The organism is Brevundimonas sp., from assembly GCF_047617075.1.
GTDB lineage: Bacteria > Pseudomonadota > Alphaproteobacteria > Caulobacterales > Caulobacteraceae > Brevundimonas.
The window spans coordinates 68,313-87,273 of record NZ_JBLGCI010000012.1 but is presented as its reverse complement, the minus strand read 5'-3'; the positions used below and the strand labels follow the sequence as shown (position 1 = coordinate 87,273).

22 protein-coding genes, 1 tRNA gene and 2 rRNA genes are annotated in these 18,961 nt (G+C 68.1%); 14 read left to right on the top strand and 11 right to left on the bottom strand.

Translation table 11 applies throughout. From position 1 onward, the window contains the following. The 3 genes from ACI8U3_RS12430 to ACI8U3_RS12420 form a co-directional block, all read left to right on the top strand. Window positions 1-183 (top strand): 23S ribosomal RNA (locus tag ACI8U3_RS12430); the annotation flags it as partial. A gap of 78 nt (window positions 184-261) precedes the next feature. Beyond that, window positions 262-376, top strand: a 5S ribosomal RNA gene (rrf, locus tag ACI8U3_RS12425). Between the two features lie 107 nt (window positions 377-483). Continuing rightward, window positions 484-560, top strand: a tRNA-Met gene (locus ACI8U3_RS12420). Window positions 561-616: 56 nt separating this feature from the next. On the opposite strand, the gene mnmH is transcribed toward ACI8U3_RS12420, so the two are convergent. Further along, window positions 617-1,672, bottom strand: coding sequence for a tRNA 2-selenouridine(34) synthase MnmH (gene mnmH / locus ACI8U3_RS12415; RefSeq protein WP_415015188.1), 1,056 nt, complete (start codon window positions 1,670-1,672; stop codon window positions 617-619). Then, window positions 1,672-2,718, bottom strand: a complete 1,047-nt coding sequence (gene selD / locus ACI8U3_RS12410) for a selenide, water dikinase SelD (RefSeq protein WP_415015187.1) — start codon at window positions 2,716-2,718, stop codon at window positions 1,672-1,674. The genes mnmH and selD overlap by 1 nt, the downstream gene beginning before the upstream one ends. Window positions 2,719-3,141: 423 nt before the next feature. On the opposite strand from selD, the gene ACI8U3_RS12405 reads away from it, so the two are divergent. From ACI8U3_RS12405 to ACI8U3_RS12390, 4 genes are all read left to right on the top strand, one after another. Beyond that, window positions 3,142-3,735, top strand: a complete 594-nt coding sequence (locus ACI8U3_RS12405; protein ID WP_415015186.1) for a hypothetical protein — start codon at window positions 3,142-3,144, stop codon at window positions 3,733-3,735. A gap of 81 nt (window positions 3,736-3,816) precedes the next feature. Further along, entirely contained in the window at window positions 3,817-4,191 is a 375-nt protein-coding gene (locus tag ACI8U3_RS12400; protein WP_415015185.1) for a hypothetical protein, read from the top strand. An 83-nt stretch (window positions 4,192-4,274) separates the two neighbouring features. After that, window positions 4,275-4,673 (top strand): DUF1489 family protein, encoded by a 399-nt coding sequence (locus ACI8U3_RS12395; protein WP_415015184.1) that lies wholly within the window; start codon window positions 4,275-4,277, stop codon window positions 4,671-4,673. A gap of 79 nt (window positions 4,674-4,752) precedes the next feature. Further along, the gene (locus ACI8U3_RS12390; protein ID WP_415015183.1) at window positions 4,753-6,126 is read left to right on the top strand and encodes a class II 3-deoxy-7-phosphoheptulonate synthase; all 1,374 of its coding nucleotides are present in this window, start codon (window positions 4,753-4,755) and stop codon (window positions 6,124-6,126) included. Window positions 6,127-6,310: 184 nt separating this feature from the next. Here the strand turns inward: ACI8U3_RS12390 and ACI8U3_RS12385 are convergent, their stop codons facing one another. Further along, window positions 6,311-7,513 carry an FAD-dependent oxidoreductase gene (locus tag ACI8U3_RS12385; RefSeq protein WP_415015182.1) on the bottom strand — a complete coding sequence of 401 codons (1,203 nt, stop codon included), beginning with the start codon at window positions 7,511-7,513 and terminating at the stop codon, window positions 6,311-6,313. A gap of 260 nt (window positions 7,514-7,773) precedes the next feature. On the opposite strand from ACI8U3_RS12385, the gene ACI8U3_RS12380 reads away from it, so the two are divergent. Beyond that, window positions 7,774-8,346, top strand: coding sequence for a prephenate dehydratase domain-containing protein (locus ACI8U3_RS12380; RefSeq protein WP_415015181.1), 573 nt, complete (start codon window positions 7,774-7,776; stop codon window positions 8,344-8,346). Window positions 8,347-8,613: 267 nt separating this feature from the next. Then, window positions 8,614-9,384, top strand: a complete 771-nt coding sequence (locus ACI8U3_RS12375) for a chorismate mutase (RefSeq protein WP_415015180.1) — start codon at window positions 8,614-8,616, stop codon at window positions 9,382-9,384. Here ACI8U3_RS12375 and ACI8U3_RS12370 read toward each other — a convergent pair. The 7 genes from ACI8U3_RS12370 to flgF all read right to left on the bottom strand — a co-directional run bounded on the left by ACI8U3_RS12370 (window position 9,381) and on the right by flgF (window position 14,103). Further along, on the bottom strand, window positions 9,381-9,884 hold the full coding sequence (locus tag ACI8U3_RS12370) for a hypothetical protein (protein ID WP_415015179.1): 504 nt from the start codon (window positions 9,882-9,884) through the stop codon (window positions 9,381-9,383). The two genes, ACI8U3_RS12375 and ACI8U3_RS12370, sit on opposite strands and share 4 nt — an antisense overlap. Before the next feature lie 18 nt (window positions 9,885-9,902). Then, on the bottom strand, window positions 9,903-10,349 hold the full coding sequence (locus ACI8U3_RS12365) for a hypothetical protein (protein WP_415015178.1): 447 nt from the start codon (window positions 10,347-10,349) through the stop codon (window positions 9,903-9,905). 34 nt (window positions 10,350-10,383) lie between these two features. Then, window positions 10,384-10,854, bottom strand: a complete 471-nt coding sequence (locus tag ACI8U3_RS12360; protein ID WP_415015177.1) for a hypothetical protein — start codon at window positions 10,852-10,854, stop codon at window positions 10,384-10,386. Between the two features lie 130 nt (window positions 10,855-10,984). Beyond that, a complete protein-coding gene (flgH, locus tag ACI8U3_RS12355; protein WP_415015176.1) occupies window positions 10,985-11,710 on the bottom strand; it encodes a flagellar basal body L-ring protein FlgH in 726 nt (241 codons plus the stop codon). A gap of 12 nt (window positions 11,711-11,722) precedes the next feature. Further along, the gene (flgA, locus tag ACI8U3_RS12350; RefSeq protein WP_415015191.1) at window positions 11,723-12,526 is read right to left on the bottom strand and encodes a flagellar basal body P-ring formation chaperone FlgA; all 804 of its coding nucleotides are present in this window, start codon (window positions 12,524-12,526) and stop codon (window positions 11,723-11,725) included. Between the two features lie 35 nt (window positions 12,527-12,561). Next, complete coding sequence (flgG, locus tag ACI8U3_RS12345; RefSeq protein ID WP_415015175.1) at window positions 12,562-13,350, bottom strand: flagellar basal-body rod protein FlgG; 789 nt, start codon at window positions 13,348-13,350, stop codon at window positions 12,562-12,564. Between the two features lie 15 nt (window positions 13,351-13,365). Beyond that, the gene (gene flgF, locus ACI8U3_RS12340; RefSeq protein ID WP_415015174.1) at window positions 13,366-14,103 is read right to left on the bottom strand and encodes a flagellar basal-body rod protein FlgF; all 738 of its coding nucleotides are present in this window, start codon (window positions 14,101-14,103) and stop codon (window positions 13,366-13,368) included. Between the two features lie 199 nt (window positions 14,104-14,302). Between flgF and ACI8U3_RS12335 the strand changes: the two genes are divergently transcribed. The 5 genes from ACI8U3_RS12335 (at window position 14,303) to ACI8U3_RS12315 (ending at window position 17,679) form a co-directional block, all read left to right on the top strand. Beyond that, window positions 14,303-14,947, top strand: a complete 645-nt coding sequence (locus ACI8U3_RS12335) for a flagellar basal body-associated FliL family protein (protein ID WP_415015173.1) — start codon at window positions 14,303-14,305, stop codon at window positions 14,945-14,947. 3 nt (window positions 14,948-14,950) lie between these two features. Then, window positions 14,951-15,994, top strand: coding sequence for a flagellar motor switch protein FliM (gene fliM, locus ACI8U3_RS12330; RefSeq protein WP_415015172.1), 1,044 nt, complete (start codon window positions 14,951-14,953; stop codon window positions 15,992-15,994). Further along, window positions 15,991-16,485 (top strand): DUF6468 domain-containing protein, encoded by a 495-nt coding sequence (locus ACI8U3_RS12325; RefSeq protein WP_415015171.1) that lies wholly within the window; start codon window positions 15,991-15,993, stop codon window positions 16,483-16,485. The genes fliM and ACI8U3_RS12325 overlap by 4 nt, the downstream gene beginning before the upstream one ends. 19 nt (window positions 16,486-16,504) lie before the next feature. Then, window positions 16,505-17,362, top strand: a complete 858-nt coding sequence (locus ACI8U3_RS12320) for a MotE family protein (protein ID WP_415015170.1) — start codon at window positions 16,505-16,507, stop codon at window positions 17,360-17,362. A 68-nt stretch (window positions 17,363-17,430) separates the two neighbouring features. Next, window positions 17,431-17,679, top strand: coding sequence for a DUF3297 family protein (locus ACI8U3_RS12315; protein WP_415015169.1), 249 nt, complete (start codon window positions 17,431-17,433; stop codon window positions 17,677-17,679). On the opposite strand, the gene ACI8U3_RS12310 is transcribed toward ACI8U3_RS12315, so the two are convergent. Continuing rightward, entirely contained in the window at window positions 17,652-18,920 is a 1,269-nt protein-coding gene (locus ACI8U3_RS12310) for a mechanosensitive ion channel family protein (protein WP_415015168.1), read from the bottom strand. The genes ACI8U3_RS12315 and ACI8U3_RS12310 overlap by 28 nt on opposite strands. Window positions 18,921-18,961: the final 41 nt, after the last annotated feature.

Sequence of the window (18,961 nt, the reverse complement as noted above, 5' to 3'; positions counted from 1 at the left end):
CAGCCGCGCAGCAGGGTAGCTAAGTATGGAATAGATAACCGCTGAAAGCATCTAAGCGGGAAACTAACCTCAAAACAAGGCTTCGCTGAGGATCGTGGAAGACTACCACGTTGATAGGCCAGGTGTGGAAGTGCGGTGACGCATGAAGCTTACTGGTACTAATAATCCGATCGGCTTGATCGTTTCTCAGCAAAACTCATTCGGTTTTACTTGCCGAAACAAAACGCGACGATGTCTTCTCATTTCTGTGTGTCTGGTTGACCTGGTGACTATGTCGGAGGTTCCCCACCCGATCCCATTCCGAACTCGGTCGTTAAGCCCTCCAGAGCCGATGGTACTTCGTCTTAAGGCGCGGGAGAGTAGGTCGTCGCCGGGTCTACCAGACACACAGAATGCTTTTCGGCCTATGCTCGCAACGCGGTTGCTCGCGACTTGAGGCCGGATCGTTCTCGAACCATTCTTCCTTCACATCGACCGCCTTGCCGCGGGATGGAGCAGCCCGGTAGCTCGTCAGGCTCATAACCTGAAGGTCGCAGGTTCAAATCCTGCTCCCGCACCCAAGACACAATAAACCCCACGGTTCGCGCCGTGGGGTTTTTTCTTGTCCGGAATGCATTCAGCCGGCCTGCCCTCCAATCATACGCGCCACCGCGCCGGCAGCGGCGTTCATGGTCGGCTCCCTTCCGTCCCAGCGAATATGTCCAAGACTGGCGCGCGGTGATCGCGCGGTGGAGCGCCGGTAGGCGGGGTCGTAGTGATCGCGGATCAGGCTCTCGGCCAGGTCTTTGATCTCGCCGGCCCGGGCCTGGGCCAGCCAGGCGGCCCGGGCCTCGCGGCTGTGATGGGCGGGCAGGGCCGCGATGGCGTCCCGCAGGCGGGGCAGATCACTGGCGATGTCCGCGTACTCATCGACGGTCCGGCGAACGCGCGCCGCGAACGGCACATCCAGGGTGATCGCCGGCGCCGCCTTCATGGCGGCCCACAGGCCTTGGGGGATGACCAGCCTGCCGATGCGGCTGGACTCCGCCTCCACCACCACAGGACGGTCGGGGTCGCAGTCCGCAATAGCCGCGGTCAGGCGGCTCTCGAACAGTTTCTGGCCCGGCTGGGGCTGGGCCCCGGCGCCGAACAGCGAGCCGCGATGGTTCGCAAGCCCTTCCAGATCCAGGGTCTGGACGCCGTGGGCCGACAGGGCGGCGAGCAGGGCGGTCTTGCCCGCGCCGGTGGGGCCGTCCAGCAGGATTACGCGCGGCGCCTGGGCCGGATCGTGCAGGCGGGCGACCACATGGCGCCGCCAGGTCTGATAGCCGCCCTCCAGTTGGGTTACGGGCCAGCCCACCTGGTCCATCACGCTGACCATGGCCCCGGACCGCTGGCCGCCCCGCCAGCAATAGACCAGGGGGCGAAATCCGCCGGGCTGATCCGACAGCGCCCCGTCCAGATGCGTGGCGATGTTGCGCGCCACCATGGCGGCGCCCAGACGGCGGGCCTCGAACTTGGACTTCTGAACGTACAAGGTCCCCACCTCGGCGCGCTGGGTGTCGTCCAGCACGGGCAGGTTGACGGCGCCGGGCAGGTGATCCTCGGCGAACTCGGCCGGGCTGCGCACGTCGATCAGAGCGTCGAAGGCGGCGAGAGCGCCTGGCGAGACGTCGCGGGTCAGCCGCGCCATCAAACGACGCGGACGGCGGGCGGGCCGTCGATAACACGGCCAACGCAGCGGGCCTGCTCGAAGCCATCCGCGCGGATCAGCTCCAGCACGGCGGGCGCCGCGTCTTCGGCCACGGAAATCAACAGGCCGCCGCTGGTCTGGGGATCGGTCAGCAAGTCGCGGGAGGTGGGATCGAAGCCGTCGGGCAGGACGACGCCGTCCCCATAGCTGTCCCAGTTGCGGCCCGAGGCGCCGGTGCGCACGCCCTCGCGCGCCAGCCGGGCGGCCTGGGCGATGAGGGGCACGGCCTCAAGCTCGATGTGCAGTTCGCGTCCGGCGCCGCGCGCCATCTCCATGGCGTGCCCCAGAAGCCCGAAGCCGGTGACGTCGGTGACCGCGTGCACACCCGGGACGCCGGAGAGCCGCGCGCCGACCCGGTTCAGGCGCGTGGTCGTGTCGATCAGGGCGGCGTAGCCGTCCTCATCCAGCCGGCCCTGTTTGAAGGCGGCGCTGAGCACGCCGACGCCCAGCGGCTTGGTCAGGATCAGGACGTCGCCCGCCCGGGCGCCGCGATTGGTCAGGATGTGGTCCGGATGGACCAGGCCCAGTGCGATCAGGCCGTAGATCGGCTCGACGCTGTCGATGGAATGGCCGCCCGCCACGGGCACGCCCGCCTCCGCGCAGACGGCGGCCCCCCCGTCCAGAATGCGGCGGATCACCTCTGCGGGCAGGACGGAAACCGGCATGCCCACCACGGCCAGGGCGAAGATGGGCGTGGCCCCCATGGCGTAAACGTCGGACAGGGCGTTGGCCGCGGCGACGCGGCCGAAGTCGAACGGATCATCCACCATGGGCATGAAGAAGTCCGTGGTGGCGACCAGCGCCTGCTGGTCGTTCAGCCGCCAGACGGCGGCGTCGTCGGACGTCTCCCGGCCCACCAGCAGATCCGCGAAGGCGCCGGGCGCCGGGGCCTCGGACAGGATGGATCGCAGCACGGCGGGCGAGAGCTTGCAGCCGCAGCCGCCGCCATGGGCCAGGGAGGTCAGGGGAGGGTGCGATGGGGCCATCCCCAGCGCATGACGAATGCCGCGCCGTGACGCAAGTCCCGGGGTGATGAGCGGGCTGATGCGCGCGTTGAACGCCCCTGAATCGAGCCAGTAGATATTGGTTGTCGAGGCGCGGTCGATGGCATCGTGTAATCAAAGAAGAACACAGCGATGGGGTTGGCTCGATTGCTGTGAAATAGAGTCTGAGTCACGCGCCGTCTTGGAAACGGACTTGACCATCGCAGTTCGCTACGTAGAAATACCAAAACGGCGGTTGGTGAGCGTTGGTATTAGGGGCGGCTCGCAAATGTCTGATCGTCGGGGCGGCGCGCATTCAAAAGAGGTTGAAATCGCCGCTTTCAGGCTCCGGCGCGGCCAACGCTGAAGACGTGTCGAAGCTGTGGTTTTCCATTCTGATTGGGTGAGGGCGTAATGAGAAAAGTGGTGTCGGTGGCGGCCTGTGTGTCCGTTCTGGCGTTGGCGGCCTGCGGGTCCGGGGATGAGGCGTCGAACGCCGGGGGCGAACCGGCGCCTGAAGCGGCGGCCGAGGCTCAATCGACCGGGTCAGCCCCGAGCGTTGAAGAGAAGCGCGCCTTGATCGCCGCCTTCCGCGAAGGCCCGCCCGCCGGCTGCGCCGACAATTTCGTGGAAGGGGAGGATGACACCGAGGGCCATGAGTCATCGGGCACCTCTTTTGTCGCCTGCGCGGGGGCGGAGTCGCCGGAAGAACCCTACGTCGTTTCGCTCATCACCGAGGGCAATGGTCAGCTTGAGGCCGGAACTATGGACTTTTACCTCCGAGCCCATCCGCATCCGATGGCCTATGGGGACATCGAGGACCTGATGTACGCCGCCGCGGGCATCGAAAGCGAAGCGGAAAGAGTCCGCTTCGGCACGGAACTGGGCCGCTTCATGATTGCCGGGGGCAACATGCCGCGCGACACCTACACCCTGTATGAGACGTCCGGCGGCGTCACCACGAGTGTCACGCCCAACAGCCCGGAGGGCGGATGGATTACGGTTCGGGTGCTTCCGTAGGGAAGGAAATCTCGTTGCCTGTTTCAGGCGGCGGGGTGAGGTCAGTCGGGTTGGATACCCGCGTACTCAAAGGGGGAGAAGATGATGGATACACAAGCGCGTCTGGAGGACTGGCGCCGGAAGAAGAAGGGGCATGCCCAGACGAGGCGAGGCGCCATGATCCTGGGCGTGGCCACGGTGCTAGGCTGGGTGCTGTTCGTGTTCAAGATGGCGCAGACGTCCGAAATGGCGCTGCGCTATTCCCAAACAGCGCAGGAAGAGATCGGCAAATGGGTCCTGATGCTGCTGGTCATGACCGTCGTCAGCATCGCGCTGTTCATCATGGCGGGGCTAGCGAAGAAGCGCGTGACCCGGGCGGCCAGCGACCTGACCGCGTCCCTGCGGCAGGACCTGAGCGGCGCCGAGGCCGGCGACCGGGCGCGGATCGAGTCCCAGCTGAGAGAACTTGGCGCCTGACAAAGCGAGGCGGCGGCGGGCTTATCCCCCGCCGCGACATCCGCCACCCTTTCCCGCCGACGTGCAGATGCTAGACCCCGCCCATGGCGTTGCATCTGATCAAGCTGTGCGTGGGCGTGTCCGAGGTGGAGTGGCTGGAGAAGCGGGCCGCCTCGGGCCGGCCGCTGATCGTGCACACGCGCATGACGCCCAAGCGAGCGGCGGAGATTGAGGACGGCGGGTCGCTGTACTGGGTCATCAAGGGCGTGGCGGGATGCCGCCAGCCGATCCTCGACATCACGACCCTGGGCGAGGGCAAGACCAGCCGCTGCGAGATTACGCTGGAGCCGCGCGTCATCCGCACCGCGCCGCTGGCCAGGCGGCCGTTTCAGGGCTGGCGCTATCTGGAGGCGAAGGATGCGCCGGTCGACCTGACCACCGCCGAGGCCACGGACCTGCCGCAGGATCTGGCCAGGGAACTGCGTGAACTGGGGGCGTGGTGAAGCGGCGAAACGTCGCCATAAACCTGCGGCTGGACGCATAATCGTTGTTCAGGACGGGCCGTTTGCCTATCTTGTTGAAATGAACACGCGCTGGACCCCCGACAGCTGGAGATCGAAACCCGTCAAGCATATGCCGACGGATTATCCCGACATGGCAGCCCTGGAGCGGGTCGAGGACGAGCTGCGCGCCATGCCGCCGCTGGTCTTCGCGGGCGAGGCGCGCAACCTGAAGGACCGTCTGGCGCAGGTGGAGGCGGGCGACGCCTTCCTGCTGCAGGGCGGGGACTGCGCCGAGAGCTTCAAGGAATTCTCCACCGACAACATCCGCGACACCCTGCGGCTGATCCTGCAGATGGCGGTCGTGCTGACCTTCGCCGGTCGCAAGCCTGTGGTGAAGGTGGGTCGCATCGCCGGCCAGTTCGCCAAGCCGCGCTCTTCGGCGGTGGAGCAGATCGGCGACGTGGAGCTGCCCAGCTATCGCGGCGACATCATCAACGGCATGGGCTTCACGCCCGAAGAGCGCCTGCCCGACCCGAACCGCCTGCTGAAGGCCTATCACCAGTCCAGCGCCACCTTGAACCTGCTGCGCGCCTTCGCCAGCGGGGGCTATGCGGACTTGTACAACATCCACCGCTGGACCCTGGGCTTCGCGGCCGACAACGCCTACGGCGCCAAATACCGCGACCTGGCCGAGAAGATCAGCGAGGCGCTGGCCTTCATGGCGGCCGTCGGCGTGACGCCGGAGACCCATCCGGACCTGAGCCGGGTGGAGATCTTCACCAGCCATGAGGCCCTGCTGTTAAACGTGGAGTCCGCCATGACCCGGCTGGACGGCGCCACGGGCGAATGGTTCGACACCAGCGCCCACATGCTCTGGATCGGCGAGCGCACCCGCCAGCTGGACGGCGCCCACGTGGACTTCATGAAGGGCATCTCCAACCCCATCGGGGTCAAGTGCGGCCCGACCATGGAGCCGGATGATCTGCTGCCCCTGATCGACGCCCTGAACCCGGACAACATTCCGGGGCGGCTGACGCTGATCGGGCGCTTCGGCGCGGACAAGGTGGGCGACCGCCTGCCGGCCCTGATGGCCGCCACCAAGGCCGAGGGCAAGCGGGTGATCTGGTCCATCGACCCCATGCACGGCAATACGCTGAAGGCGTCCACCGGCTTCAAGACGCGGCCGTTCGACCGCATTCTGGGCGAGGTGCGCAGCTTCATCGACGTGGCGGAGGCGGAAGGGGTGCACCCCGGCGGCGTCCATCTGGAGATGACCGGTCAGAACGTCACCGAATGTCTGGGCGGCGCCCAGGCGGTGACCGAGGACGATCTGTCCAGCCGCTACCACACCCACTGCGACCCGCGCCTGAACGCCGACCAGGCGCTGGAGCTGGCCTTCTTGGTGGCCGAGCGGCTGAAGTCGGGCCGGGTGGAGACGTCCGAGGCGGCCTAGAAACCTTCTCCCGATGGGAGAAGGGGCAACCCGCGCACGAAGGCGCGAAGCGGCTTCGTTCTGGCGCGGGGGATGAGGGGCGGGTGATCAATCGGAAACACCGGACCCTCACCCTGCGCGCAAAGGAGCGGCCTGCTTCGCATTCCGCTGCGCGCAGCCCTCTCCCAATGTGAGAGGGTCGGTTTCAAGCAAACAACCGCGCCACCGTATTGATGGCCTGTTCCGCTTCGGCGCGGTCGGCGACCTCCTCCTCGATTCCATAGCCGAACATGTCGCTGCCGCCCAGGGCCTGCACCACGATGCCGTCGGGGCGGGGGACGACCGAGACGCCGTTGTAATAGAGGCTGTAATCGACCTCCGGCTGGGGCGCGAGCCAGCTGATCTGGCCGCGCACGGGGGTGATGGTGTCGTCCCCCCACAGGGCGCGGGCGCCGTAGCCGGTGCAGTTGACCACCACCGGTTCGGATAGGCGCGCCAGGTCGGCCGGGGTGTGGAAGGTCATCTGCTGGATGCGGCCGCCTTCGCGCAGGAAGTCGGCGGTCAGGCGGGCGGCCAGTTCGGCCACGTTGAAGGTCATGGTCAGGCCCAGGCGGGCCTGGGCGACCGGGAAGGGGTGCTCGTGCGGCTCCAGCGGACGCGAGCGCGAGCCCAGGTCACGGATGCGGTCTGAATAGTAGGCGAAATCCACGGCCGGCTGCTGCGGCTCGGGCGCCGGCGCTGGCGCGGTTCCGTCAGGGCGCGGGGCGTCGCGCAGGATGTAGTTGTCGTTCCAGAACACCGGCCGGCCGGGCAGGCCCACATAGGTGCGGTGCATGGCCCAGGAGTCGCGGGCCATGCGCTCCCACACGTCGCCAAAAGCCGCGGGCGCGCGGGCGGCGTCGGCGATGCGGGAGTCCGGCGACCAGACGCCGGTGGCGCGGGCCGAACGGGTCTGGGGCGTGCGCTCGGCAGCGTAGATGGTCACGTTCGCGCCCGCCCTTTGCAGGGTCAGGGCGGCGGTGAGGCCAAGGGCGCCGCAGCCGATCACGGCGATGTCGCGAGCGCCGCCCTCCAGCGCGTTGCGGGCCGCGATCTGCGCCGAGCCCCACGCCAGGGACCAGCCGCTGCCGCCGTGGCCGTAGTTGTGCACCACCCGCTTGTCGCCCACCGTCTCCACATCCAGGCGGGGCCCGGCGGCGCGGAACGGGCGCAGGCAGACGGTCATGTGGGTCAGGCGCGAGATGTCCATGCGCAGCGGCGCCAGCACGCGCGGCTGGAAAGCCGGACGGGAAGGCGAGGGCGCTTCGGGCGCCGCAGGGGCGGTGGTGGCGCATCCCGCCAGACCCGTAAGGCCGAGCCCTCCTGCACCGGCGAGAACATGACGGCGGCGGATGGGGGCGAGGATCATGGGCGGGCTCCGTGTCGGACGGTGAGAAACCTATCCGTATTCTCCTCCCCATGCACGACATGGGGAGGGGGACCGCGCCCTTCAGGGCGTGGTGGAGGGGGCGGCTCGGTGTCTGTGGAAAGAGCCGCCAATCCCTGGGCGCTGGCGCCGCCCCCTCCGTCACGGGCGCTTAATCGCGCCCGCGCCACCTCCCCATCCCAAGAGATGGGGAGGAGACAGATGCTCTTGGCGCCCTGCGAGAAACGGCGGATATGTAGGACATGAACGCATCGGATCCATCGCAGGGCCCGGCGCGGGTGGCCTATCAGGGCGCGCCCGGCGCCTTCAGCCATGCGGCGTGCATCGCCTTGCGGCCGTGGGACGAACCGGTGGCGTTCGAGACCTTCGATCAGGCGATCAATGCAGTGCGTTCGGGCGACTGCGGCCTTGCCCTGATCCCGGTGGAGAACTCCACCATCGGCGTGGTGCAGCCCGCCGCCGATCTGGTGGCGGCCTCGGGCCTCGCGGTGGTCACCGAGGTGTGGCGACCGATCCGGCTGGCGCTGATGGCCGCGCCGGGCGCACGCCTGTCGGACCTGAAGACCGCCGAAAGCCATCCCGCCGCCCTCGGCCAATGCGTGAAAGCGCTGGCCGATCTGGGGCTGGAGGCCCGCGAGGTGTTCGACACCGCCGGCGCCGCGCGGGATGTGGCCGAAGCGAAGGATCGCAGCCGCGCGGCCGTGGCGCCGCCGCCCGCCGCCGAGATCTACGGATTGTCGATTCTGCGCCACGATCTGCAGGATTCGGCCGATAACCGCACGCGCTTTGTGCTGCTGACGGCGCTCGAGGGTTGACGGCGCAAGGATTTTGCGTGCTTTGAACGCACGGTCGATATGACCGCAACAGCCGGACCCCTGTCATGTCCATGTCGCGCGCGCTTTTTGTCTCCACCTCTGACCGCTCGCGCGCGGCCTATTTCGGCTATTTCGCTTATGAGTTTCGATACGCCGGCTGAGGCGTCGGAAGCCTGAAAACCGACAGCCTCGCCCGCGACCGCTCTGAACGCCAGAGCGGCGGACCGCACCCCTGTCCTTGAAACTCAATTCACAGCGAAACCTCTTATGCCCAATTCCACCCTGCATCAGGTGTGGCCTGAATCGGCCCCCGGTCCTCAACAAGACTCTCCCGAGCACAAGGCGCTGGCCGCCCTGCGCGCCCAGATCGACGCGGTCGACGACCAGCTTCTGGAGCTGTTTCAGAAGCGTCTGGACCTGGCCGCCCAGGTGGGCCGGGCCAAGGATGCGCCCACCGGCCCGCACACCAAGCTGCGCCCCGATCGGGAAAAGGCCGTACTGGCCCACGTCCACGGCCGCGCCGCCGCCCCGCACAAGGAAGCGGTCACAGGCCTGTGGCGCGAGATCGTCGGCTGGGGACTGGCCCAGCAGGGCCAGCTGAAGGTTCAGGTCTGGTCGCCCAACGAGCCCGCCCGCGCCTTCGACGGCGCCCGCCAGCGCTTCGGCCGGGCGGCGGAGATCCGCATGGTGCAGGACGCGGACGCGGCCCTGCGCTTCGCCTCCGACGGCGGCGGCGTGGCCGTGTTGGCGGTGAACAATGATACGCCCTGGTGGATCGGCCTGCGCAAGGAGTGGGCGCACCTGAGTGTGTTCGAGGGCTTCGGCGGCGAGGTCCCGTCCGCCTTCGCGGTGGGCCCCATCGACCCGGCGGCCCTGCCGGGGGGACGGCGCGTGGTCGTGTCGGCCGGCGGCGACGCGGGCGACGGCGCGGGGGCCCGCCGCTGGGGCCTGCACACCCATCACGGCTGGACCCTGGCCCTGACCGACGCGCGCATCGCGCCGGGCGGGCCGGAGGGTTGCGTCGGGGCGGTGGGTTAGCCGCAGGCGCTGAAGAAGCTTTCGACGGCGGCTTCGGACCCGGCGTGGGCGGCGTAGGCTTCGCGGCGCTCGCCGACCCAGGAGGCGATCCAGCCCACGCGGCGGAAGCGCTGGAACACGGGATGGGACGGATCCGCCGTGGCGCTGAGGAGCACCCCGTCGCTGAGCATGGACGGCTGGGCCTCGGCGGGGAAGCGTTCGGTCTCGCCGCCGGATTCCAGATGGATGACCGGCTCGGCCCCGTCCTCCACGTCCTTGTAGAGCATCAGGCCCGGCGTCCCGGTTTCGCACTGCAGACTGAGGCGCACGTCGTCGCTTTCAGCGACGCCGTAAGCCAGGGCCGCGCCGTCGGCGTTGCGGTTGAAATGCCAGTCGTAGCCGGCGATGGGCGTCGGCGCGGGGCTTTCCGGACGCACATAGGGCTCAGGCGTCGGGGCGGTGGCGCAGGCGGTCAGGGCGGCCAGGGATGCGGCGGCCATAAGGGGGCGAAGGGCGGACATGGCGGTTCTCCCGGTGCGTCAGCCGCCGCAGGCGGCGGCGAAGTCGGTGATAAGGGCGCGGTGCGCGGCGGGCACGCGGACGGGCCAGCGATGCTCGCCCTGTACGAGGCTCAGCCGGCCTGTTTCTGCAAACGCGGCGAACACAGGGTGCTCCAGCCGCAGAGAGGCGGTCAGTCTGTCGATTCCGGCCTCCTCGGCGGTCTCGCCCTGGGCGGCGGCACGGGCGTCGCCGGACTGAAAGCTCACATAGCCTGAGCTGGCGCCCTCGACCCCATAGACCGCAACCCGCGCGGCCCCGACGCCGGGCTCGCATTCAAGGGTGGCGCGCAGATTGGCTGTGTCGGGGATTTCATTGGCGAGAACGACCGGGGCGCCATCCCCTGACTCATAGAGGGTCCAGGTCCAGCGCTCAGCCGCGCTGGGCTGAACGGCTGTCAGCGCCGTCGCGATCATCCAGGCGATCATGGTTCAACGCCCCCTTGCTGAACCGGGACAGTGATCAGGCGCGCGCCGAAGAGCAATAGCTGACGAACTGGCTCACAATGGCTTGTTCCGCTTCATCGGCCGGCAGGGCGAAGCCGCCCGCGGCGCCTTCGACGCGCATGGTCCCACGCTCGGCCAGATTGGTCAGCGCGGCGTCGTCCAGGGCGATGCGGGTTTCATAAGCCTCGCCGCCAGACAGGGGGTCGGGCTCGGAATAGTTTACCGACACCCGCTGCAAACGCGGCGTGTCCGGCTGAACGTCGCCATAGACCACGGCGCTGCGCTCGCCCGGCAGGCAGGTCATCATGATGGCCAGTTGGTCGGAGTTCGGCACGCCGTACGTCAGCTTGGCCAGATCACCTTCGTGGTGCACCTGCCAGCTCATCGGCTGCACATCCGTCTGACGCTCATAGCCCGAAGACGCGGGCTGGGCGGCCAGGGCCACAAGACCCAGAAAACCGGCGGCGGGGATAAGAACCTTGAACATACTGTTAACTGCCTCCGCCGGGAAAAACGCGGATGGCCGTAAACGGTTCACGGCTCAGCTTCCTGCGTTCATCGATCGTCGAAGCGTGACAGGTCGAACATGAACGGAAGCTGAGCCGTTTCAGGCTTGATCAGAACGGGCTGAAGCGCTCCACCAGGGCCTGGGCGGCGGGGGCGCCCTGGACCCGGCTGATGTCGCCGCGTCCGCCGTAATGGATGCGGGCCTCGGCGATCTGGTCGTGGCGGATGACGTTGGCGGAGGAAATATCTTCCGGGCGCACGATGCCGGCGACGGTCAGTTCGCGAACCTCGCGGTTGGTGCGCACTTCCTGCCGACCCTGGATGACCATGTTGCCGTTGGGCATGACGGCGGTGACCACGGCGGCGACGGTGACGCTGATGTTCTCGGAGCGGCTGACGCTGCCGGACCCCGACGAGGTGGAGCCGCCGCCGAAGCCGATCAGGGCCGAAGGATCGAAGGCGCCGCCGATGGCGTCGGCGGCCTCGGCCTCCAGACCGAAGAAGTTGGAGACGCCCGAGTTGATCTCGTTGGCGCGGGTGCGCTGGGTGGAGTTCTGGGTCTGGGCCCGGTCGCGGATGTCGATGGCGACGGTCAGGATGTCGCCCACATTGCGGGCGCGCTGATCGCCGAAGAAGGTGCGCGAGCCCGACCGCCAGATGGAGTTGGCGGAAGCCGGGCGCGCCTCGGGGGCGGGCAGGATCTGCTGGTTCACGGGCACCAGGGCGGCTGGATAGCCGATGGGCGCCAGTTCGGGTCCGCGGACGGCCTCCACCGCGGTGGAGCAGGCGCCGAGCAGGGCCAGGGGGGCGATGGCGACGACGAGGGCTTTACGCATGACTGGATTCCTCTAGCGCAGGGCGGCGAATTGCTGGGGATTGGCGCGGGCGGCCTGGGCGGCGGGACCGGTCACGGCCTGGCCGGGACCGACCGCCACCGCGTCGATAGCGCGGCCGGATTCAATATTGGTGACGATCACGGCGTCGCCCAGGGCGGCGTCGCGCGTGGCGCGACCGGTGACGGTCAGGCTGACCCCGCCGGAGATGTAGACCACCTGAACCATGTCGCCGCGCGCGATCACCTCTGGCGCTGTCAGGTCACGGGACTGGACCGGCGTACCTGCCCTAAGGGCGCGGCGGGCGGACAGACCGATGACGTCGGCGGCGTCCTGGGGTGTGCCGGCGGGGGCCTGGTGGGCCTGAACCTCTGCCCAGACCACGTCCTCGGGCTGGACCACGTCGCCGGAGGCGAGGCTGCGGGCGTAGGTCAGAACCTCCACCGTGGCGCCGGGACGCCCGGCGGACGTCTGCGTGAGGGAGGCGGCGCCGGATCCCGACGAGACGCCTTGGCGCACCACGATGCGGCGCAGGCCGTCGGGGTTGCTCCACTGCAGGCCCGAGCGGGCGGCGGCGGCCTGGACCAGACCGGCGTCCAGCACAGCGGTGGGGCCGCTGCGGCGGGCCACGACGACCGACGAGGCCGACCCGGCGCCGTCGAAGAGTTCGCCCAGGGTGATGCGGCCGTCGTCGTCCATGGGGCTGGCCGACAGGCTGACCGGGCTGGACAGGGCAGGCGTCGCGAGGACGGCGGCGATGACCAGGGTTGCGAGGGCTGCGGCGGCGGCGTTCAGACGGGCGCGACCCTTGCGCGGCATCACTTCGAAGGCGGGGCGGCGATAGACGGCTCTCATCATGACTTCACCTGGGCGGAGACGCTGAGCATTTCGTCGGCGGTGGAGATGACCTTGGAGTTCATCTCATAGGCGCGCTGGGCCACGATCAGGGCCGTGATCTCGCTGACCGCGTCCACGTTGGAGGCTTCGGTGTAGCCCTGCAGAAGTTGCCCATAGCCGACGTCTCCGGGCGCGCCGATGGTGGCGGGGCCCGATGCGGCGGTTTCCAGCAGCAGGTTGTCGCCGATGGCCTCAAGGCCGGCTTCGTTGAAGAAGGACGCGATTTCCAGCTGACCGACCACCTGGGGTTCGGCCTCGCCGTCCAGGATCACCTGAACCTGACCGGCGCGGGAGATGGACACGTCCACGGCTTCCTGCGGGATCGCGATGGCGGGCTCCACCTGATAGCCGTCGTCGGTGACCAGCAGGCCTTCCTGATTGACCGAGAAGTTGCCGGCCCGGGTGTAGGCGATCTCGCCCGAGGGCATGGTCACCTGGAAATAGCCGCGCCCGTCGATGGCCAGGTCGTAGGTGTTGCCGGTCTGGGTGGGCGAGCCCTGGGTCATGATGCGGTAGACGCTGCCGGCCTTCACACCGGCGCCGATCTGGATGCCGGTGGGCACCACGGTGCCCTGGGCCGAGGACTGGGCCCCCATGCGCTCGACGTTCTGGTACAGCAGGTCCTGGAACTCGGCGCGCTGTCGCTTGAAGCCCACCGTGTTCATGTTGGCGATGTTGTTGGAGATGACCTCCACGTTGAGCTGCTGGGCCAGCATCCCGGAGGCGGCGGTTCTTAGAGCGCGCATCAGTCAGGCTCCTTCCTAGTTCACCCGTCCGAGGCGCTCGACGGCGCGCCGGGACAGGTCGGATTGGTTTTCGATCATCTTGGACGCCCGCTCGTAGGCGCGGCTGATCTCGATGAGGTTGGTGATCTCGAGGATGGTGTTGACGTTGGAACCTTCCAGCATGCCCTGGCGGATCTGGACGTCGTTGGCCTCGATCGGGGCTTCGTTGGCGGTGTTGCGGTAAAGGCCGTCGCCGCCCTTCTCCAGGACCGACAGCAGGGCGAAGCGCACCACGCCCAGGCGGCCGGTGATCTGGCCGTCCTGGGTGATGGTGCCGTCCTCGGCCACGGTGGGCGTTCCCAGCGCGGGGTCGAGGATGATCTCGCCGCCGTCGCCCAGCACCGCATTGCCGGCCTCGGTGGTCAGTCGGCCCTCGGGATCCAGGGTGAAGGCGCCGTCGCGGGTGTAGGCCTCGCCTTCGCCGTCCTGGACCGTGAAGAAGGCGCCTTCACCCTCGATGGCGAAGTCCAGGGGGCGGCCGGTCTGGCTGAGCGCGCCCTGACCGAAGTCGCGGCCCACGCCGTTGTCCAGCACGAAGCTGGTGGACGGACGGATGCCGTGGTTGCGCGCCCGCTGACCGATCTCGGCCCCGACCATCAGCTGTTCCACCTTGAAGCCGGTGGTGTCGGCGTTGGCGATGTTGTTGGCCACGATGTCCAGCTCACGACGAAGCGTCATTTGGCGGGACAGGGCGACATAGGCGGCGTTTTCCACGGGCGACTCCTTGCGACCCGTCCCCAGCAAGGCGTGGGCCAACAGGGTTAATCGTTGTACCGTAAGGGGTTGATACGGATCGCAAGGTGCGCCGCCCGGCAGAAACTGCCGGTTATGAACGCCTCGTTAACCAAACTCGCGTCATCTGGAGGCTGGAATCGGGAGGTCGGGATTCGCCGGCCGCGGGGCGTCTGAAGACATGCTGAAGTTCGGCAAGAAAAAGAAGGACGCGGGCCTGCCTGCCACGACCGAGGCCCCCGCCGAGGGCGGCGACGCGGCCGAGGGCGAAGGCGCGCCCGGCAAGAAGAAACCCCCCATGCTGCTGATCATCGGCGCGGCTGCTGCGGTGGTCGTGCTGGGCGGGGCCGCCGGGGCGTTCTTCCTGCTGCAACCCTCCTCGGCCGAGGCCTCTGGCGAGGAAGGCCATGCCGCGCCGCCGCCCGCCGAGAAGGGCGGGGACCACGGCGGAGGAGGCGGCGATCACGGCGCTCCTGCCGAAGGCGGCGAGAGCGTAGGCGTCATCGCGGCGGGGCCGGACGGCGTCACCTTCTACACCCTGCCCGACATGGTGGTGAACATTCAGTCAGCGGACGGGCGGCCGACCTTCCTGAAGCTGAAACTGACTCTGGAGACATCGGACCCCCACCTGGCCTCGACGCTGCAGGCCGAGGCGCCCCGCCTTCAGGACATGTACCAGGGATTCCTGCGCGAGCTGCGGCCCGAGGATCTGGCCGGGTCGGCGGGCAGCCATCAGCTGCGGCAAGAGTTGCTGCGCCGCGCCAACCTGATCGCGGCGCCCGGCCATGTGGACGCCGTGCTCATCGAAGAAATGCTGGTGCAGTAGGCCATGAGTGACGCCGACACCCTGGAAGAGATGCAGGAAGCAGACGGCGGCGACGTCGTGTCGGAGCGCGTCCTGAACCAGGACGAGATCGACAGCCTGCTGGGCTTCGACCTGGGCGACGACGACGGCTCGGACCGGTCCGGCATTCGCGCCATCATCAACTCGGCGCTGGTCAGCTACGAACGCCTGCCGATGCTGGAGATCGTGTTCGACCGCCTGGTGCGGTTGATGACCACGTCCCTGCGCAATTTCACCTCGGACAATGTGGAGGTGTCGCTGGACAACATCTCCTCGATCCGGTTCGGCGACTATCTGAACTCGATCCCGCTGCCGGCGATCCTGGCGGTGTTCCGGGCCGAGGAGCTGGACAACTACGGCCTGCTGACGGTCGATTCCAACCTGATCTATTCCATCGTGGACGTGCTGCTGGGCGGACGCCGGGGCACGGCGGCCCTGCGTATCGAGGGGCGACCCTACACCACCATCGAGCGGATGCTGGTCCAGCGCATGATCGAGGTGGTTCTGGCCGACGCCCAGGCGGCGTTCGAGCCGCTTACGCCGGTGCATTTCAACCTGGACCGGCTCGAGACCAATCCCCGCTTCGCCGCCATCGCCCGGCCGGCCAACGCCGCCATTCTGGTCAAGCTCCGCATCGACATGGAGGACCGCGGCGGCCGGGTCGAGCTGCTGCTGCCCTATTCGACTCTGGAGCCCATCCGCAAGATGCTGCTGCAGCAGTTCATGGGCGAGAAGTTCGGCCGCGACAACATCTGGGAAAGCCACTTGGCCACCGAGCTCTGGACCACCGAGACCGAGGTGCGGGCGGTGCTGGATGAGCAGCAGATACCGCTGGAGCGGGCGCTGGGCCTGAAGGTGGGCGACACCCTGATGCTGAACGCCGGACCGGACAGCGAGATCAGCGTGCGCTGCGGCTCCATCCCGGTGACCACCGGCCGCATGGGCCGCAAGGGCCAGCACATCGCCGTGCGCGTGGAGCGACCCATAAGCATCGAAACGGCCAGCCGGCTGACCGGAGGAAAGCGATGAGTGCGACCGGATTGATCCTGGACGGCGTCCTGATGCTGCTGCTGATCGGGGCGGTGGCGTTCGGCATACGACTGGAGCGCAAGCTGGCGGCCCTGCGCAACGGGCAGGCCGAGTTCGCCAAGGCTGTGAGCGAGCTGAACGCCGCCGCCGGCAAGGCGGAGAACGCCCTGATGGCGCTGAAGTCGGCGGGGCAGGACACCGACCTGCTGCACGACCGCATCGTCAAGGGGCGGCAGCTGAAGGCGGAGCTGGAAGCCTTGATCTCGCGCACGCCGGTCCGCACCGACCCGGCGCCGGCCCAACCCGCGGCGGTGGTTCGTGAGCCGCGTCCGGAGCCCGTGGTCCAGCCGAAGGTTGAGGCCGATCCCGCACCGGAACAGGCCGCCGAGCGCGCCTCCCTGATCCTGCAGGCGCTGGCCGCTAACCAAACCGCTCAACAAAGCCTGAACCGCGCCCGGCGTAAGCTGGACGAAGACCTGTTCGCCGCCTGATTTCCGGAAAGCCCGCCCGATGAAGATGCCCCGCATCCTGCCCCTGATCGCCATCGCCGTGGGCGGCATTGTCGCCGTGCGCGCGGTGGGGCTGGCGCCCGACCTGTTCCAGGGCGCACAGGCCTGGGCCCAGGAAGGCGTGGTCGCCGCTGAGGATGTGGCCCTGCCGACTATCGCCTCGGCCCCCGCGGTCTGCGCCCTGTCGGAAGAACAGCTGGCGGAGCAGGCGGGCATTTCGCCGGCCGAACTGCGCATTATCCAGAGCCTGTCGGCCCGCCGCGACCAGCTGGACGCCCGCGACACGGATTTCGCCACCATGCTGCCCCTGATGGCCGCCGCCGAGCAGAAGCTGGACGAGCGGATCGCCGCGCTGAACGAGGTGAAGGCGGAACTCGAGGGCATGCTCGGCCAGGCCGACGAACGCGAACAGGAAGAGATCAATCGCCTGGTGCAGGTCTATCAGGCCATGCGGCCGCGCGAGGCGGCGGCGGTGTTCAACACCCTGGCCGACGCCGTGCGTCTGCCAGTGGCCCAGGCCATGCGCCCGCGCGCCCTGGCCGCCATCATGGCCCAGATGCCCCCTGCGGAAGCCCGCGAATTGACCGAGAAGCTGGCCGATCGCTACGAAGCCCAGGAACTGGCCGCCCGCGCCGAAGCCGCAGCCGAGGACGAGCCTGCGCCCCAGCCCACGCGCACGGCCCAGGCGGACGAACCCGCCGTCCAGCCGGCCAGAACGCCCGCCCGCCGCTCCGCCCCGCCTCGCCAGCAGGCCCGCGCAGAGGCGACGCCGCCGCCCGCGCCCTCCGGACCGCAGCCTTATCAGGCCGGTGAAGAGGCGCCGGCCCGCACCGAGCCCGCGCGCCAGACGGTGCAGTAAGACTGGTTGGCGCGGCCGCGAACAGCGGCTATCACCCGCCCTCGTTCCATACGAAGCGATGAGCCGCCATGTCCGACACGCCTCCTGACCGTCTGTCCGTCAATCCCGCCAGCCCGCACCATGACGAGGCCGTGCTCGCGCGCGGGGTCGGCATCCGCTTCAAGGGCGAGGAAAAGACCAACGTCGAGGAATACTGCGTGTCCGAAGGCTGGGTTCGTCTGGCCGTGGGCAATCGCGTGGACCGCAAGGGCAACCAGTTGACCGTCAAGCTGCAGGGGCCGGTCGAGCCCTACTTCAAGGACGACGGCGAAGCCTGATCCAACTGCCGTCCGGCCAGGGCGCCGGACAGGTCCAGCCCGCTGGGCTGCTGGAACAGGCGCAGGCCGAACTCGGGCAGGATGGCGATCAGATGGTCGAAGATGTCCGCCTGGATGCCTTCATACTCCGCCCAGTTCGTCGTGGTGGCGAAACAGTAAATCTCCAGAGGCAGGCCCTCGGGCGTAGGATCCAGCTGGCGCACCAGCAGGGTCATGCCGTGGGCGTGCACGCGCGGGTGATTGCTCAGATATGACTGCACATAGGCGCGGAAGGTGCCGATGTTGGTGACGCGGCGGGTGTTGACCGGATCGCGGCCCGCCTCGATCAGCTTTCCGTTCCAGTCCTCAAGTTCCTCGCGCTTTTCGCCCAGATAGTCGTCGATAAGGGCGAAGCGGCACAGGGCCTGGCGCTCGTCGTCGGTCAGGAAGCGGACGCTGTTCTGGTCGATCAGCAGGCTGCGCTTGATGCGGCGGCCGCCGGACTCGCTCATGCCGCGCCAGTTCTTGTAGCTCTCGCTGACCAATTTCCATGTAGGAATGGTGGTGATGGTCTTGTCGAAATTCTGGACCTTGACCGTGTGCAGGGCGATGTCGATGACGTCGCCGTCGGCGTTCATCTGGGGCGCCTCGATCCAGTCGCCGATTCGCACCATGTCGTTGGAGGTCAGCTGAACCGAGGCCACCAGCGACAGGATTGTGTCCTTGAACACCAGCATCAGCACCGCCGCCATGGCCCCCAGACCAGACAGCAGCAGCAGGGGCGAACGCTCGATCAGGGTGGCGATGACCAGAATGGCCGCGATCGCATAGAGCACGATCTTGACCACCTGGATGTAGCCCTTGATGGGCCGGTTCACCGATTCAGGGCGGCGGGAATAGGCGCTGTTGACCACATCCAGCCCGCCCGCGACCGCCAGCACCACGGTCAGGATGATGAAGGCCGACGCCACGTTCTGGATCACCGTCGCCGCATCCGGCGCCAGGTTCGGGATCGCGACCACCCCGTTGTAGATCACCATGGCCGGGGCGATGCGCGCCAGACGGTGCGCCACCGGCGCCATGGGCTCGGCCTCGTCGTCCAGCCCGACAGTTTTCAGCGCCTTGTGGCCGATCCGCAGCAGGACATGACGCACCAGCCAGTCGATCAGCAAGGCGGCCAGAACCAGCAGGATCAGACCGATCGCCGTCTCCAGCAGGGGATAGTCAGCGATCCGGGCGCGCAGGGTGTCCAGGGCGGGCATGGGGTTCCGTTGCGGTCGTACAGAGGCGGGGTGCAGGCCGG

What these genes read in the sequence shown, in the direction of transcription:
- ACI8U3_RS12375 (WP_415015180.1), top strand. Translation starts at nt 8,614, where the DNA reads ATGCCCAATTCCACCCTGCATCAGGTGTGGCCTGAATCGGCCCCCGGT.
- ACI8U3_RS12360 (WP_415015177.1), bottom strand. Translation starts at nt 10,854, where the DNA reads ATGTTCAAGGTTCTTATCCCCGCCGCCGGTTTTCTGGGTCTTGTGGCC.
- ACI8U3_RS12400 (WP_415015185.1), top strand. Translation starts at nt 3,817, where the DNA reads ATGATGGATACACAAGCGCGTCTGGAGGACTGGCGCCGGAAGAAGAAG.
- ACI8U3_RS12365 (WP_415015178.1), bottom strand. Translation starts at nt 10,349, where the DNA reads ATGATCGCCTGGATGATCGCGACGGCGCTGACAGCCGTTCAGCCCAGC.
- ACI8U3_RS12370 (WP_415015179.1), bottom strand. Translation starts at nt 9,884, where the DNA reads ATGTCCGCCCTTCGCCCCCTTATGGCCGCCGCATCCCTGGCCGCCCTG.
- ACI8U3_RS12320 (WP_415015170.1), top strand. Translation starts at nt 16,505, where the DNA reads ATGAAGATGCCCCGCATCCTGCCCCTGATCGCCATCGCCGTGGGCGGC.
- ACI8U3_RS12310 (WP_415015168.1), bottom strand. Translation starts at nt 18,920, where the DNA reads ATGCCCGCCCTGGACACCCTGCGCGCCCGGATCGCTGACTATCCCCTG.
- ACI8U3_RS12385 (WP_415015182.1), bottom strand. Translation starts at nt 7,513, where the DNA reads ATGATCCTCGCCCCCATCCGCCGCCGTCATGTTCTCGCCGGTGCAGGA.
- ACI8U3_RS12315 (WP_415015169.1), top strand. Translation starts at nt 17,431, where the DNA reads ATGTCCGACACGCCTCCTGACCGTCTGTCCGTCAATCCCGCCAGCCCG.
- fliM (WP_415015172.1), top strand. Translation starts at nt 14,951, where the DNA reads ATGAGTGACGCCGACACCCTGGAAGAGATGCAGGAAGCAGACGGCGGC.
- flgH (WP_415015176.1), bottom strand. Translation starts at nt 11,710, where the DNA reads ATGCGTAAAGCCCTCGTCGTCGCCATCGCCCCCCTGGCCCTGCTCGGC.
- ACI8U3_RS12395 (WP_415015184.1), top strand. Translation starts at nt 4,275, where the DNA reads ATGGCGTTGCATCTGATCAAGCTGTGCGTGGGCGTGTCCGAGGTGGAG.
- mnmH (WP_415015188.1), bottom strand. Translation starts at nt 1,672, where the DNA reads ATGGCGCGGCTGACCCGCGACGTCTCGCCAGGCGCTCTCGCCGCCTTC.
- selD (WP_415015187.1), bottom strand. Translation starts at nt 2,718, where the DNA reads ATGGCCCCATCGCACCCTCCCCTGACCTCCCTGGCCCATGGCGGCGGC.
- flgA (WP_415015191.1), bottom strand. Translation starts at nt 12,526, where the DNA reads ATGCCGCGCAAGGGTCGCGCCCGTCTGAACGCCGCCGCCGCAGCCCTC.
- ACI8U3_RS12380 (WP_415015181.1), top strand. Translation starts at nt 7,774, where the DNA reads ATGAACGCATCGGATCCATCGCAGGGCCCGGCGCGGGTGGCCTATCAG.
- ACI8U3_RS12325 (WP_415015171.1), top strand. Translation starts at nt 15,991, where the DNA reads ATGAGTGCGACCGGATTGATCCTGGACGGCGTCCTGATGCTGCTGCTG.
- ACI8U3_RS12335 (WP_415015173.1), top strand. Translation starts at nt 14,303, where the DNA reads ATGCTGAAGTTCGGCAAGAAAAAGAAGGACGCGGGCCTGCCTGCCACG.
- flgG (WP_415015175.1), bottom strand. Translation starts at nt 13,350, where the DNA reads ATGCGCGCTCTAAGAACCGCCGCCTCCGGGATGCTGGCCCAGCAGCTC.
- ACI8U3_RS12390 (WP_415015183.1), top strand. Translation starts at nt 4,753, where the DNA reads ATGAACACGCGCTGGACCCCCGACAGCTGGAGATCGAAACCCGTCAAG.